Raw genomic sequence first — 12,982 nt, 5'->3', positions numbered from 1 at the left:
GTGCCGTCGAGCTGGCCGGTGAGCTGTCCGCCGCGCCGGGCGCGAACGGCCGGCCGATCCACGAGTGGCTGGAACTGCGCCCGTTCCTGCACATGCCGCCGACCGTCACGGACTGACCTGTTGAACGACTCACTGCTCCGGAGCCTCATTCCGGGCGTGCTCGCGATCCTCGTCCGCCGCGGAGCCGACTTCGCGGCGGCCGAGGACGCCGTGCAGGAAGCCCTCATCGAGGCGTTGCGCGCCTGGCCCGGTGACCAGCCACGGGACCCGAAAGGCTGGCTGGTCACCGTCGCCTGGCGGCGGTTCATCGACGCCACCCGGTCCGAGGCGGCCCGCCGCCGGCGCGAGGACATGGCCGAGCAGGAACCGCCGGCCGGGCCCACGTCCTCGGTCGACGACACCCTGTGGCTGTACTTCCTGTGCGCCTGTCCGTCGCTGACCCCGGCCTCGGCCGTCGCCCTCACGCTACGGGCTGTCGGCGGTCTCACCACCCGGCAGATCGCGGACGCGTACCTGGTGCCCGAGGCCACCATGGCCCAGCGAATCAGCCGGGCCAAACGCACCGTCACCGGCGCCCGTCTCGATCAGCCGGGCGATGTCGCGACCGTGCTGCGGGTGCTGTACCTGGTCTTCAACGAGGGCTACACCGGCGACGTCGACCTCGCCACCGAGGCGATCCGGCTGACCCGGCAACTGTCCGCCGCCATCGACCATCCCGAGGTGGCCGGCCTGCTCGCGCTGATGCTGCTGCACCACGCCCGGCGAGCGGCCCGGACCGCGGCGGACGGCAGCCTGGTCCCGCTGGCGGAGCAGGACCGCGGCCGGTGGGACAGCCGGATGATCGCCGAGGGTGTCGGCATCCTGCAGACGGCGCTCTCCCGTGACCGGCTCGGCGAGTTCCAGGCGCAGGCCGCGATCGCCGCCCTGCACGCCGACGCGCCGGTCACCGAGGAGACCGACTGGGTGCAGATCGTCGAGTGGTACGACGAACTCGCCCGGCTCACCGACAGCCCCGTGGTGCTGCTCAACCGGGCCGTCGCCGTCGGTGAGGCGGACGGGGCACGGGCCGGGCTCGCCGCCCTCGCCGCCCTCGACCCGGGGCTGCCCCGCTACCAGGCGGTCGCCGCCTACCTGCACGAACGCGACGGCGATCGGGTCACCGCGGCACGGTTGTACGCCGAAGCCGCCTACCGGGCGTCCAATCTGTCCGAACGGGATCACCTCACCCGGCAGGCCGCCCGACTCAACTCCGGCCCGAACGGGTAGGAGGCGGTGATGGCGACTTTCGCTCTGATTCACGGCGCCGGTGACGTCGGCTGGTACTGGCATCTCGTCGAGGCCGAGTTGCGGGCTCGCGGGCACGACACCGTCGCGCCCGACCTGCCCTGCGACGACGACACCGCCGGGCTCCCCGAATACGCGGACACGGTCGCTGCGGCGATCGGTGACCGGCCCGGCCCGATCGTCGTGGCGCATTCGCTCGGCGGATTCGTCGGGCCCCTCGTCTGCGAGCGGGTGGCGGTGACAATGCTGGTCCTCGTGGCGCCGATGATCCCGGCGCCGGGCGAGCCGGTCACCGGTTACTCGGCGGCCACCGGACTCGATCAAGAGCCTTCCGGTGGGTACGACGACACGATCGCCCTCTTCTACCAGGACGTGCCGCCGGAACTGGCCGCCGAGGCGGTGAAGCGTGGACGGGCGCAGTCGGAGGCGCGCCTGGGGGAGCCGTCGCCGATGGGCGCCTGGCCCGCCGTACCCACGAAGGTCCTGATCTGTCGTGACGACCGCCTGTTCCCGCCCGCCTACCTGCACCGGGTGGCCCGGCAGCGGCTCGGGATCGTCCCGGACGAGATCGACGGCGGCCACACACCGGCGCTGAGCAGGCCGCGGGACCTCGCGGAGCGACTGGAGGCCTACGCCCGCGAGGTGACAGCCGGCGTCTGACACCGTTCTCCTCCCGGAGACGCCGCCGGGCCGGGTCGCGGAACCCGACCCGGCGACGCCTCCCTCAGCTGGCGAGTACCCGCTGGTGGATGGCGGTGACGGCGGCGCGGGCCGACAGGAACGAACCGTGCTGCCAGGCGACGGCGTGGCTGAGCCAGTCCCCGGCGAAGTGGACGCGGCCGGCCGGCTGGAGCAGCAGCTGGTAGGCGTTCGGGTCCCACGGGTAGGCCCACGCGCCTTCCACATGCGGCATCCGGTTCCAGGACACCGAGAAGGCGCCGGCCAGTTCGGACCGGTACTTCTCGCCGTGGATCCGCACACCCTGCTCGACGGCCCGCGCGGTCCGGGCGTCGGGGGTGAGCGCACCGTACGCATCGGCCTGTTCCCCGAAGTTGTAGTAGCCGACGACGACGCCACGACGGGCGTGGAAGTCGTACGACGGATACCAGACCTGGGTGATGTCGAGGTCGGTCTGAGTGATGCCGCCGTAGATGCGCAGGTCGTTCTCCCACCAGCGGCTCCGGTACTCGAGCCCGATCTTGCCGGCTGAGAACGGGAAGAACCCGGACGACAGCGCCGAGGTCACGTTCGCGCCGAGGTTGTGCGGAACCCTGGCCATCACGTTCGGCGGCAGGGTGGCGACGCAGAAATCGGCGGTGATCGTCTGGTCGCGGCCACCCTGCCGGAACTTGACGGTGACGTCCGACGAACGACCGGTCACGTCCAGCACCCGGGCGCCGAGCCGGACCCGCTGCCGTCCGACGGCCGTGGTCAGGGCGGCCGCGATCCGGTCCATGCCGCCGACCGGCTGGAACATCATCATGGCCTGGTCGTAGCCGAATTCGCCGCTGAAGTAGCGGCCCACGTTGCTGGCGAACACGTCCGACAGATCGGGCGGTCCGGGCAGCGCCGTGCCGTTGTCGTTTCCCGCGCCGGGATACTTCGCGAAGCCGCGCCGGGGCGAGCCGGTGTACTCGTGGGCCTCCCCGATCTCGCCGAAGTCCTCCAGGAAAGCCAGCAGCCGTGCCTTGTCCTCACCGGTCAGGGTGCTGTCGAGGGCGCCCTGATCGGTGGCCTTGGCGAGCAGTTCGGACACGTAGCCGTACACGTCCGCCTTGGCCGTCCGGAACCGGATCGGTGCACTGCCGTCGTTGTGGATCAGCGCGTCGGCGTTGGCATTGACGAACGGCTGGATCGGTACGCCCAGCTCACGGCAGTAGTCGAGGGTGACCATCCACTGGGCGATGCGGGCCGGGCCGGCGTTGAAGTAGTTGCCGGGGGAGAAAGAGGACCGCTGGGTGTGCCCGTCGAGATCGGTTTCGGCGCTGCCGCCGCGGATCGTCAGGTTGCGGCCGCCGGCGACCGCACGTGCCTCGAGCACGGTGCAGTCGTACCCGGCCTTTCCCAGTTCGTAGGCGGCGGTGAGGCCGGCGATGCCGCCGCCGAGAATGACGACCTTGCGGGCGGCCCGCCCGGTCAGGTGGAAATCGGACTGTTGTGGTGCCCGGAACGAGGGTGTCGCCGCGCGGACCGGTGCGAGCCCCAGAGCTCCCATGGTCGCGAAGAGCGCCCCCGCCCCGCCGCTGATACCCACTGATTGAAGGAATCGACGCCGAGTGACATCTCCATCACGCATCGCCCGAGTCTCACGACATGGGATCATTCTCGATAGTCTTGATGCGTCATCAGCGAGACGGGTCGATCAGGGTGATTCCGGCGACCGTGGCGGTGTCGAACACCGGCAGCAGCTCCGCGGCCTCGGCAAGACCGATGGTGCGCTCGATGAGCCGCTGCGGTTGCAGGGCGCCGCGCTCGATCATCGCCATCATCTCCGGATAATCGGCGGCAGCCATCCCGTGGCTGCCGAACACGTCCAGTTCCCAGCCGATGACCCGCGCCATCGGTACCCGGGGATGGCCGTCGACCGGCGGCAGCAGGCCCACCTGAACGTGCCGGCCGCGGCGGCGCAAGCCGAGGATCGCGTCGGAGCAGGCCTGCTCGCTGCCGACCGCGTCGACCGAGACGTGACTGCCGCCACCGGTCAGGTCGGCGATCGCGGCGGGGACATCGGTGCCGCCGGTCAGCACCGTGTGCTCGGCGCCCAGCCCGGCGGCAACCGCCAGCGCCTCCGGATTGCGGTCGACGGCGATGACCCGGGCGCCCCGGGCGCGGGCGATCATCACGGCGCTGAGGCCCACCCCACCGGCCCCGATGACGGTCACCCACTCACCGTCGGTGACGTTGGCGCGGCCGGCCAGGGCCCGGTACGCGGTGGCGAACCGGCACCCGAGGCTCGCCGCACTCGCGAAGCCGACGTGCTCCGGCAGCGCCACCAGGTTGGTGTCGGCGGCGTGCAGTGCCACGAGGCTCGCCCACGAGCCCCAGTGCGTGAACCCTGGCTGTTGCTGATCGGGGCAGACCTGGGCCTGACCGGTCCGGCACCAGTCGCACCGCCCGCAGCCGCAGACGAACGGGACGGTGACCCGGTCGCCGGCCCGCCACCGGCTGACCCCGGTCCCGACCTCGGCGACCACGCCGGCCAGTTCGTGTCCCGGCACATGAGGCAGGGTGATCTCGTCGTGGCCGGCCCAGCCGTGCCAGTCGCTGCGGCACATCCCGGTAGCCTCCACCCGCACCACCACTCCGCCGGGCGGGGGAGTGGGGTCGGGAACCTCCCGGACCTCGGGCCGGGCTCGCGGGGCATCGAAGATCACGGCGCGCATCGCCCCATCCTGCCAGCGCCGGACGGCACCTGACCGGACCATGGCCCACCTCCGGTGAGCTCGTCACGCATGGTGACGGCCCGCCCAGGGCAGAGCGCGCCTTATCCGCGGCAGGAGAATGCGTCAGCCGAGGTCTGCCTCGAATCGTTGAACCGTCCCGAGCGGCAGATTTTCCCACCGATGTTGCAGCACCCGACGACGGCATTCCCGGGGAGTCGGCCTTCGGCTATGCCAGTGGGGCATCCATCGGGTCAGTGTTGCTGGGCTGAGTGATGTCTCGTAACTCGTGCAGGCGTTGCCCGTGACCGGCTTTCGGCCAGCCGGCCAGAGCGATGTTGTGCAGGTGGGCGATTCCGTCCATGCTTGGCGGTGCCGTCGGCGTCCTGCTGGGCTACCTGGTGACCGGAACATACGCCACCATGCAGCAGTGGCCCACCGTCGTACCACTGTGGGCCCTTGCCGGCGGCGTGGGCGCCACCGTGGCGATCGGCGCCATTGCCGGGCTTCTACCCCGCCATCCGCGCGACCGACTCGCACCCACCGAAGCCCTCGCGTCAAGCTGAACGACGCGGCGGTTCGGCTGCCTGGCATCATCGTCTTTCGATGGGCTCTGTGGCCGATTCGCTGCGACCTCGTGGCGCTGTCGCGCCTTGATCGTGGCAGGGATACCCGCTGCCTGGTGATCGATTACCCAACGACGGGCGGGCAGTGCTGTCGCGTCGACCGCGTCAGCGCCGCCGGCTCCGGATGGCTTTGATCGCGGTCCAGCCCATGGCGAGGACGCACAACGAAAATAGGACATCCCAGAAGCGCCCGTCGTACCGAGGCGAGTGATGGCCGAGGAACGACCATAACGCGAAGCCGACGCTCACCAACAGGCACGCGAAGATGCCGACAATATTTCCAACGGTGTACTTGGGCGTTGTCTTCGGCACAGCCATACCCCCTGTTGGCCATCGATGATCGTGACAGTGCTTTACCGGCAAGCGGCGGTGTGAAACATCCGGATCGGACGGCGGCGGATATTGCGCAGCTCGGCAAGACTCCGGGACTTCCGAGAGGATCGCCGACCGGCTGCCCGGCCACATCCACCGCAGCGGTCTGGGACTCCAGCGCCGCGTTAAGACATAACCTGCATAGACATCCGACGAACGCTATACCGCCAGGCCAATGATCCAACTGGATCAGTCACCAACTCGGATTGCGCCCCCTCTTCGGCACGACAAGGCGCCGGACTGTCGCCACCGACCACGATCGTGACGGCGCGGCCGGCTCGCGGGGGAAGCCGCGTCTCGCACGGATTCGGGCAAGACGGCGGACAGAATCGAGACCTCGAGTTCGCCGGCGTGCATGTCCTCGTGGTCGTCGGTGGCGAGGTTGGCGCCTCAGGAAGTAGTTTCCGCCGTGCCCGTTGATGATCGCGAGCTTGCCGCTCCCCTGGGCGCACAGCGAGTTCACGATGTCGCCGCTGATCGCCGTCAGCGTGGTGTTGGTGAGACCGACTGTTCCCGGCCAGGCTGCATGCTCGTGTGACCACGCCGCGCGACCGCGATCGTGCCGGCCATCCCCCTTCTGGGCCGCGTCGAAGCCAACCGCTGCGCAGGATGAAAAGGCTCATTGATCACGCCGTCGCGGCCTATATGCACAGTGGAGGCGCCGTGTTAGCGTGCACATTCATCGGGGTGATGGTGTCGAAGTTCACCCGCCCGCGATTGCCGGTGACGCGGGGGCGTGCCGACTCGCCTGCCACGAACAGGCGACCGGGACGGTGTCCGGAATTCTGGACGCAATCCATGCACCCCATCGCTTCCCTGGCGCGTCCCGCCTGTCCGGGCGCTGACGACCTCCTCCTTGGGATGCGATCGATGTGATGAGCGCGAACCATGCGCGCCGCTGGTCACTGTTGGCCATTGCGGCTCTGACGATCCTCACGGCGGCATGTGGATCCGGGCATGATCCGGCTGCGGCGGGTGCGACCGCACCGCAGCCAAGCGACGAGACGGGCATGAGTCACCTCGACATGGGTGACGTTGCCGGAAGTCCGCTGATGAGGCACCTGGCCGGCCCGGCCAAGCCGCTGACCGGGCAGGTGGCGGCACGCCGCGACGGGTGCGTCACGGTGATCATCGACGGTGTCGAGCGGATTCCGATCTGGCCCGACGGAACAGTCGTGGAGCAGAGCGGCGACGAGGACCACTACCTGGTCAAGCTGCCCGGCGAGAGGACCCTCGTCGCGGACGGCACGGCCGGGGACGCCTTCGAGGCGGCCGGAATCGTCTACGACGAGTCGGTTGCCGGCGCACCCACCAGCACCGATCCGCCCGGCAAGGCGGAAACCTTCCTCGCCTTCTGCGCGGTCAAGGCCCCGCCTGTGGCCTTCCCTGACGCCGGCACCCTCCGGGTTCGCCAGGCCTAGCCACACCCCCGGCCGGACAACCGGCTGCCACCCGGCAGCCCGGTCGATCCGGCCTGCCCGAAAAATCCCTCCATCCGGATGCGAGGCATCGAGTGACAGCACGACGAAGATTCCCCCGAGAGCTGATGGTCGTACTGGCCACCCTGGGTTCGGTGATGATCGCGCCGTCCGCGGCGAACGCGGCGGACATCTCCATGACCTACTACAAGCAGGAGAAGTCGAACTGGTGCTGGGTCGCGGCATCGAAGATGATCGTCAAGCAGCAGACCGGCCGGATCATCTCCCAGTGCGAGATCTACAAGGACGGCAAGGCCAGCTCGGCCTGCAGCGCCAACAACACCGGATCGATCACCGACGTGCGGCGGGCGCTCAACGCCAACGGCGTCAACCCGGGTGACTCGGTGACGCTGAGCTGGAACTACGTGACCTCCGAGGTCACGCTCAACCGACCCATCTACAGCCGGATCGGCTGGAACTCCGGCGGTGGGCACGCGCACGTCATCAAGGGCTACTACAACACCGGTTATTCGTACGGGGTGTCGTACGCCGACCCGGCCACCGGCACTTCGACGTCGCGCGAGTACGGGAACTACCTGAGCAACAGCAGCTGGAAGCAGACCCACACCCTGATCCACCTCTACCGGAAGTGAGACGGGCAATGACCGTGACGACCACGCTGCGCTCCACCGGACTGGTGGCCGTGGCCGCCCTGGCCTTCACCGCGCTGGGGACGGCTTCGGCGGCGCACGCCTCGGACGAGGCGGTGCCGGCCGCAGTCGCCGGCTGGTTCTCCGACAGCGCCCCGGCGACCGCGGCGGCCGTGCTCGGCAGCGGCGCGACCGAGGTCAGCGAGGGGGACGGCACCTCCCCAGCGGACAGGCCGGCGTCGGCGTACCGCACCGGCACCCCGGTCCCGCTGCACGACTGGAACCCGGCTTTCATGACCGGTGACACCACCATCGCGGTGGTCGGCACCGGCGAGTGGGTCGCACCTCTCTATCGCGACAGTGCCGTGGTGGGCACCATCGCTGTCACGCTGCACGACTCCGGTGAGGTTCGGATGACGTACGTCGACGACGATCGGACGGCCGGTGCCGCCCTCGCCTCCGGTGACGTCTCCGGCGACGTGGTCCAGGATCCACAGCTGGGCGGTCTGCTCGAGGTCGCTGACGGCGGACAGGCCGACGGGCTCTCCGCGGTCGCCGACACCACGGTGGACACCGACGCTGCCACCGAACTGCGGGACCTGGTCACCGAGGCACACGACCCGGACTCGTGGGCACCCGACGTCGCGGGTACCGGCAGCGGCAGCGAGGGAGCCGGTGCCGGGTACGGCCAGATCGTGTTCGGCGGGCTGGGCGCCGCGGCCGTACTGCTGCTGTGGCGGATCGCCGGACGGCGTGCTGCCGCGTAGGTTTGTTATCGCTAACTAAGCGAGGCCCGGTGCGGCGGCGGCTGCACCGGGCGTCGTTGCCGAGACGCGGCGGCGGTGGGACCTCGCTTGGCGGTCACGGTGAGCGCAAGACACGTGGCAGTAACGCCGGCGCGGATGGTGCTGCACGAAGAACACGCAGCAGCCGGGACCCTCGCAGCGACGCAACAACCGCGTCTCGCCTGCGGTGAGCAGTCCGATGCAGGCCGTCCCGCCAGGATCGCGCCTGCTGGAAGGAACGCTGGTCGTGGCGGCTCAGTACGCAGATGGCCTGCCGCGCGCTGGGGCCGGCCGGCATCACGGCGCTCAGCCGGCCGGCGGGCCGTCCTGCTCGTGCTCGACCGCGGTGTTCTACCTCGCTGCGCGCCCGGATCGCGGCGGAAGCGGATGTTCGCCGAAGGCTTGGCGTATCGGCGGACCAACCCTGTCATTCAGCAGCGGCGTAGCCACCACGGATCCACACCCGGCGTTTGCGGATCGTGATAAGTGCGCCTCAACAATGAGTCATCCAGGCGATCGGCAACGGTTCGGAGCTCTCGCGAAGCATGGGCGGGCAGCAAGGCGACCGCTTCTTCCAAGCGCGTTCGCGCCCAACCCTCACCGCAGCAGGAACACGTGAACTCCGCTTCCCACGGCTTCCACCGGCGCCGATTGCCGTGAACGTGCGCGCTCCATACGCTCACCGCGACAGCCACCACACCCGGCAGCCAGAGGCGCCGCTCCAACAGACGGACCGCAGCGTTGGCCCGGCCGGACAACCCGGGAACGTCGCGATACCGGATCCATGGGCTTGGCGTGATAGGCAGGCGGTGACGTAGCGATCCAGGCGCCCTACGAGGCACGGCCCCTTCTGCGACGTGTCATGCCATAGATCATCCCACGGAGGTCAACATGGACCAGCCGGCCGCACCCGGCCGCACTATCGGCGGCAGATCCGGATATTCGATCGAGGCGTTGTAGAAGACCGGGCATCGTCGTGCGATGACTGACCGCAAGTCGGCGATCGTTCCTCGTCGACGATCTCCGCTCATTCGTCGACGGCCGACCAGCCGAGGTGGCTCGCACAAGCTCGGCTGGTGCCGTGCTCCTCGGCCGTCACCGCAGCCACCGGCTCGATGAACTCTGGCTCGACATGATCTGGGCGACGATGACGCCATTTGGCCGGTCGTGGAAATCCTTGATCGGGCTGCCTTCGAGGGCCGGCCTTTCGATGTCGGTGTCGTCATCATCCGTTCGGCCAATCCCGCGGGCGCCGCGAAGATGGCGCAGGTCCTCCGGCGTTGGAACTATCCGGTCCGCGTCGCTTCGGGTGACCCCGGAGCGGGTTACCTCGACGGAATCGGCTCCGCTGGATGACCTGACGTAACCCACTGACCAGGAGGCCGCTCCGCGGCAAGAGAGTGCCTCGCCAGCGGCTGGCGTTCAGGGCTCAAGAAGCGCTTCGTCTTGCCACACGTCTTCGTACCCGGGTGCCAGAATCACGCCGAAACCGGGCGGCAGCGCGAGATGCGGCAGCAATTCAGGGAAGTGACTTCTCGCGTGCTCGATGTGCATGGGGCTGAAGAACTCATCGTCGTCCTGCGGAATCTGCCCACCTCGCCACACGTACCAGCCGTTGGACTGCCCGACAGGCGGATGGCGAACCGCGTTCAACGGCTCCCCGTCAGCCGCTCGCCCCAGCGCGACACCGATCATCGTTCCGGGCCGCGGTCGTAGCGAGACGACGCCGAACCGACGGCACACCCGACGCTGCGCCAGCAAGATCCGCACGCCGAATAATCGCATGGCCACCGCACGTTCGTTGAGGCGCCGGATGGAACGCGCGTCTCGAGCGGTCCGGCACTGGGCGTCGTACCTCGGCGATGCGCAAGCTGGCTTCAAGGTGCTGCTGCTGTGCGACGACGAGGAGCAAGTCCGCCTGCTCAAGCATGAGATCGCCGCTGCGAATGACCACCTTTGATCGACCGTTCCAGGGCTGCGATCGTATCGCGGCAAAGAGGGCGTGGAGTCACTGCGAGCCGCAGAACCCGAGGGCGCACATCACGAACTGTCAAGGTCCACAATTCGGTGGTCGGTGATGAACTCGGTGACCGCGTATCGCACTCGAGAAAGGAACTGCTCGGCCGAGCACGCTACTTGCTCAAAATCTCCGTCCAAAGATGCGCCGATTGATCGGTGCACGCTGCCGCCCCATCCCATGACGAATTGAGTGCCGCCGCCTGTAGATCCGATCAGCAGACCATGCGGATCATCTGCTTCGGGGAGGAACACGTAGCCGGTCTCATCGCGTAGTGCCAGGACACTCGCTGCGCTATGGATGAAGATCCCGTTACCAACATCCGGCAGGCTCACTCCAGCGACCACCTTGTAGAAGTCTGCCATCGGCTCGGATGCCAGAGGGTCGCGCCCGTAGCGCTCAGCGTCAATGCGGTCTGCCGCGGTCGCCCACCGCGCCTCATTAGCGCCGGCCGCGTAGCCGTAGTCCGTCTCGAAGGTCGCCATCATGCTGCTCGTGGCTGCGTTGATGTCGGTCGCCCATTGCCGCACCCAGTGACGCCACTGCTCGCCGTTGCTGTCTGTCACTGGCAAAGCGTAGGCGGCGGACTCAGCATGCTCGCCGTGCCAGCGGGGTGGGCCATCAGCGGCAGTGCGACCCGCGCGTTCTTTTTCGGCAGATCAGGATGGCCCGAATGACCCTGACGAGGGCTCATCGTAGAGGTGAATGCCGTGAGACTGAAGTGCGATCACCAGGCGGTTGATCGTGTTGAACCTGTCCGGCTGAGTTACGGCGTGAGGTGTGAACAGGGCTGGCCGTGCCGTGGGCGGCCTGGCCGGGCTTGTACATCATGGAGCCATGACGCGAAACCCGCTCCTGCCCGTGCTCGCCACCTCCCGGGCCGTTCTGGTCGGCCGTGACGTACCCGAGCCGGACGTCGACTACGGCTCCGGCCGCGGCTGGGAGTCGGCCGAGCTGGCGACGACGCGGCTGAGCCAGGTCCTGCTCTCGCCGGGCCACCAGGCCTTCGAGATGACGAGCGTCGCGGAGTTGGTCGGTAATCCATCCCCGGCCGAGGTCATCGAGGCGACGCGCGGGGCCGCCGCAGCGGTGTCCGACACGCTGCTGTTCTCCTACTGCGCGACCGGCCCGATCAGCGACCACTCCGAGCTGGCAACCGTCGCGCAGATCATGCGCGACAGCGCGGCCACCCGCCTGGTGGTGCTGCTGGACTGCTCGGGCTTCCCTTCCACCGTGTCGCATTTCCTCCGCTTGGTCGACGCCCAGCCGGACCGCGTGTCGCTGCTCGCAGGCGCGCGAAGCATGCTGTTCACCACCGAGATCGACCCGTTGACCAGCAATATCGCCGAGGCTATCGCAGTCGGGGTTGAAGGCGGCCCCGAGGCGCTGGATTTGGCATCGCTGCGTGACGCGGTCCGGGCCAAGCACACCGAGTTGCGGCAGGCGGTCGAAAACGAGTGGCTCCCGGGAGAGAAGACTCTGATCAGCCACGCGGGAGATCGGGTGGCGCTCGGCATCAACCCGGCGAGGCCCTGACCGTCATGGGCATCCTGCCGGTTGAGGCGCAATGGGGCGTTGCTGGTAGGCGCCAACGAGAACCTCGCGAAAGCGTTTCGTAACGCACTCAATCCGGCTACGAGCGTTAGTCGTGAATATTCCACGCATCTCTTGGCAGCCAGTGCGAGAGATCGTCAAGCGCCTCAGCGGGATAGAAGATCGGCCGCGTCAAGAGCCGGTCGCCTTCACGTTGCACGTTGATCGTTAAGCCGAGGGATTCCGAGGCAGGCACTCCCGCGCTCATATAGACGAGATCGGCCTCGGGTGGGCCGGTCTCGGCGCGATCTATCAGCCATTTCTCGAGCACCGAAGGCAGCCGGCCAACCAGAGCTGTGCCGGCCACTAAAACCTGCGGCCCGCACAGCGCATCGACCGCAACGCCCGCAAGCCCTCCGTCTCGGTAATAGAGGTGCAAGCCGAATGTCGAGTAGCGCCCCTCCGTGATCTCGTAGGCGCTCAAATCTGCGGGCTTACGGTATCGGCGCTGCTCAGTCTCCGTGGTGACGGCGCTCATCACGCCGGTCACATCTTCGGAACTCATTCCAAAGCGCAGCGGCCCCACCGCCAGGAACGGCTCCAACAGCCACTGCTGCCGTTCTTCGTCCGGCAGCACATGCCACCACCCCGTGAACATCATCAAGGACAGTACGACAGCTGCGGTGTAGGTGCTTGGTCGCAGCGCCTCTCAGCGGTACGCAACCCGACGTACTCGTCTCGGCTACAGGACGCCGGGCCGTCACAGCCGACCACCGGTCGTGACGACAGCCGCCGGCCGAGCAGGCCGTGACGCGCGATGTCGAGCGGATCGCGGCAGATCCGGATGGCCTCCCGCTAGGGTCAGCGTGACAATCCGAAGCCTTCGGTACGCCCTAGGCGCGGCGGCCAGCCCGATC

Annotated in this window: 15 protein-coding genes and 1 pseudogene; 9 read left to right on the top strand and 7 right to left on the bottom strand. The window is 68.4% G+C overall.

The window, feature by feature from the left end:
- Positions 1-120: 120 nt before the first annotated feature.
- Together AB0G04_RS35195 and AB0G04_RS35190 are read left to right on the top strand one after the other, a co-directional pair.
- The gene (locus AB0G04_RS35195; RefSeq protein WP_360991954.1) at positions 121-1,266 is read left to right on the top strand and encodes a DUF6596 domain-containing protein; all 1,146 of its coding nucleotides are present in this window, start codon (positions 121-123) and stop codon (positions 1,264-1,266) included.
- A 9-nt stretch (positions 1,267-1,275) separates the two neighbouring features.
- Positions 1,276-1,944: an alpha/beta hydrolase gene (locus tag AB0G04_RS35190; RefSeq protein WP_360991952.1), complete on the top strand. Its 669-nt coding sequence runs from the start codon at positions 1,276-1,278 to the stop codon at positions 1,942-1,944.
- Positions 1,945-2,008: 64 nt separating this feature from the next.
- Here AB0G04_RS35190 and AB0G04_RS35185 read toward each other — a convergent pair whose 3' ends face one another.
- On the bottom strand, positions 2,009-3,538 hold the full coding sequence (locus tag AB0G04_RS35185) for an FAD-dependent oxidoreductase (protein ID WP_360991950.1): 1,530 nt from the start codon (positions 3,536-3,538) through the stop codon (positions 2,009-2,011).
- Between the two features lie 91 nt (positions 3,539-3,629).
- Entirely contained in the window at positions 3,630-4,667 is a 1,038-nt protein-coding gene (locus tag AB0G04_RS35180; protein ID WP_360991947.1) for a zinc-dependent alcohol dehydrogenase family protein, read from the bottom strand.
- 359 nt (positions 4,668-5,026) lie between these two features.
- Here AB0G04_RS35180 and AB0G04_RS35175 point away from each other — a divergent pair, with 359 nt between their 5' ends.
- A complete protein-coding gene (locus AB0G04_RS35175; protein ID WP_360991945.1) occupies positions 5,027-5,230 on the top strand; it encodes a hypothetical protein in 204 nt (67 codons plus the stop codon).
- Positions 5,231-5,855: 625 nt separating this feature from the next.
- On the opposite strand, the gene AB0G04_RS35170 is transcribed toward AB0G04_RS35175, so the two are convergent.
- Positions 5,856-6,149 (bottom strand): hypothetical protein, encoded by a 294-nt coding sequence (locus AB0G04_RS35170; RefSeq protein ID WP_360991970.1) that lies wholly within the window; start codon positions 6,147-6,149, stop codon positions 5,856-5,858.
- Between the two features lie 523 nt (positions 6,150-6,672).
- Here AB0G04_RS35170 and AB0G04_RS35165 point away from each other — a divergent pair.
- The 3 genes from AB0G04_RS35165 (at position 6,673) to AB0G04_RS35155 (ending at position 8,497) form a co-directional block, all read left to right on the top strand.
- A complete protein-coding gene (locus tag AB0G04_RS35165; RefSeq protein ID WP_360991942.1) occupies positions 6,673-7,083 on the top strand; it encodes a hypothetical protein in 411 nt (136 codons plus the stop codon).
- Positions 7,084-7,208: 125 nt separating this feature from the next.
- Positions 7,209-7,733 carry a papain-like cysteine protease family protein gene (locus AB0G04_RS35160; RefSeq protein WP_360991940.1) on the top strand — a complete coding sequence of 175 codons (525 nt, stop codon included), beginning with the start codon at positions 7,209-7,211 and terminating at the stop codon, positions 7,731-7,733.
- Positions 7,734-7,741: 8 nt separating this feature from the next.
- Positions 7,742-8,497, top strand: a complete 756-nt coding sequence (locus AB0G04_RS35155; RefSeq protein ID WP_360991937.1) for a hypothetical protein — start codon at positions 7,742-7,744, stop codon at positions 8,495-8,497.
- Positions 8,498-8,512: 15 nt separating this feature from the next.
- Here AB0G04_RS35155 and AB0G04_RS35150 read toward each other — a convergent pair whose 3' ends face one another.
- A complete protein-coding gene (locus AB0G04_RS35150) occupies positions 8,513-8,683 on the bottom strand; it encodes a CGNR zinc finger domain-containing protein (RefSeq protein WP_360991968.1) in 171 nt (56 codons plus the stop codon).
- 817 nt (positions 8,684-9,500) lie between these two features.
- Between AB0G04_RS35150 and AB0G04_RS35145 the strand changes: the two are divergent.
- A pseudogene (locus AB0G04_RS35145) lies at positions 9,501-9,871 on the top strand (cyclic-phosphate processing receiver domain-containing protein).
- A 66-nt stretch (positions 9,872-9,937) separates the two neighbouring features.
- On the opposite strand, the gene AB0G04_RS35140 reads toward AB0G04_RS35145, so the two are convergent.
- The gene (locus tag AB0G04_RS35140) at positions 9,938-10,306 is read right to left on the bottom strand and encodes a hypothetical protein (protein ID WP_360991935.1); all 369 of its coding nucleotides are present in this window, start codon (positions 10,304-10,306) and stop codon (positions 9,938-9,940) included.
- On the opposite strand from AB0G04_RS35140, the gene AB0G04_RS35135 reads away from it, so the two are divergent.
- Positions 10,299-10,475 carry a hypothetical protein gene (locus AB0G04_RS35135; RefSeq protein WP_360991933.1) on the top strand — a complete coding sequence of 59 codons (177 nt, stop codon included), beginning with the start codon at positions 10,299-10,301 and terminating at the stop codon, positions 10,473-10,475. The two genes, AB0G04_RS35140 and AB0G04_RS35135, sit on opposite strands and share 8 nt — an antisense overlap.
- Positions 10,476-10,555: 80 nt before the next feature.
- Here the strand turns inward: AB0G04_RS35135 and AB0G04_RS35130 are convergent, their stop codons facing one another.
- Positions 10,556-11,098 carry a hypothetical protein gene (locus AB0G04_RS35130; protein ID WP_360991930.1) on the bottom strand — a complete coding sequence of 181 codons (543 nt, stop codon included), beginning with the start codon at positions 11,096-11,098 and terminating at the stop codon, positions 10,556-10,558.
- A gap of 295 nt (positions 11,099-11,393) precedes the next feature.
- On the opposite strand from AB0G04_RS35130, the gene AB0G04_RS35125 reads away from it, so the two are divergent.
- Positions 11,394-12,068, top strand: a complete 675-nt coding sequence (locus AB0G04_RS35125) for a hypothetical protein (protein ID WP_360991928.1) — start codon at positions 11,394-11,396, stop codon at positions 12,066-12,068.
- Between the two features lie 106 nt (positions 12,069-12,174).
- Here the strand turns inward: AB0G04_RS35125 and AB0G04_RS35120 are convergent, their stop codons facing one another.
- Positions 12,175-12,729: a hypothetical protein gene (locus AB0G04_RS35120; protein WP_360991926.1), complete on the bottom strand. Its 555-nt coding sequence runs from the start codon at positions 12,727-12,729 to the stop codon at positions 12,175-12,177.
- Positions 12,730-12,982: the final 253 nt, after the last annotated feature.

Source organism: Actinoplanes sp. NPDC023801 (genome assembly GCF_040639655.1).
Lineage (GTDB): Bacteria > Actinomycetota > Actinomycetes > Mycobacteriales > Micromonosporaceae > Actinoplanes.
This window is presented reverse-complemented; position numbering and strand designations above follow the sequence as displayed.

Excerpts from the sequence above, each read along its gene's own strand:
- AB0G04_RS35190 (WP_360991952.1), top strand. The coding sequence starts at position 1,276 with ATGGCGACTTTCGCTCTGATTCACGGCGCCGGTGACGTCGGCTGGTAC.
- AB0G04_RS35180 (WP_360991947.1), bottom strand. The coding sequence starts at position 4,667 with ATGCGCGCCGTGATCTTCGATGCCCCGCGAGCCCGGCCCGAGGTCCGG.
- AB0G04_RS35175 (WP_360991945.1), top strand. The coding sequence starts at position 5,027 with ATGCTTGGCGGTGCCGTCGGCGTCCTGCTGGGCTACCTGGTGACCGGA.
- AB0G04_RS35165 (WP_360991942.1), top strand. The coding sequence starts at position 6,673 with ATGAGTCACCTCGACATGGGTGACGTTGCCGGAAGTCCGCTGATGAGG.
- AB0G04_RS35160 (WP_360991940.1), top strand. The coding sequence starts at position 7,209 with ATGGTCGTACTGGCCACCCTGGGTTCGGTGATGATCGCGCCGTCCGCG.
- AB0G04_RS35155 (WP_360991937.1), top strand. The coding sequence starts at position 7,742 with ATGACCGTGACGACCACGCTGCGCTCCACCGGACTGGTGGCCGTGGCC.
- AB0G04_RS35135 (WP_360991933.1), top strand. The coding sequence starts at position 10,299 with ATGGCCACCGCACGTTCGTTGAGGCGCCGGATGGAACGCGCGTCTCGA.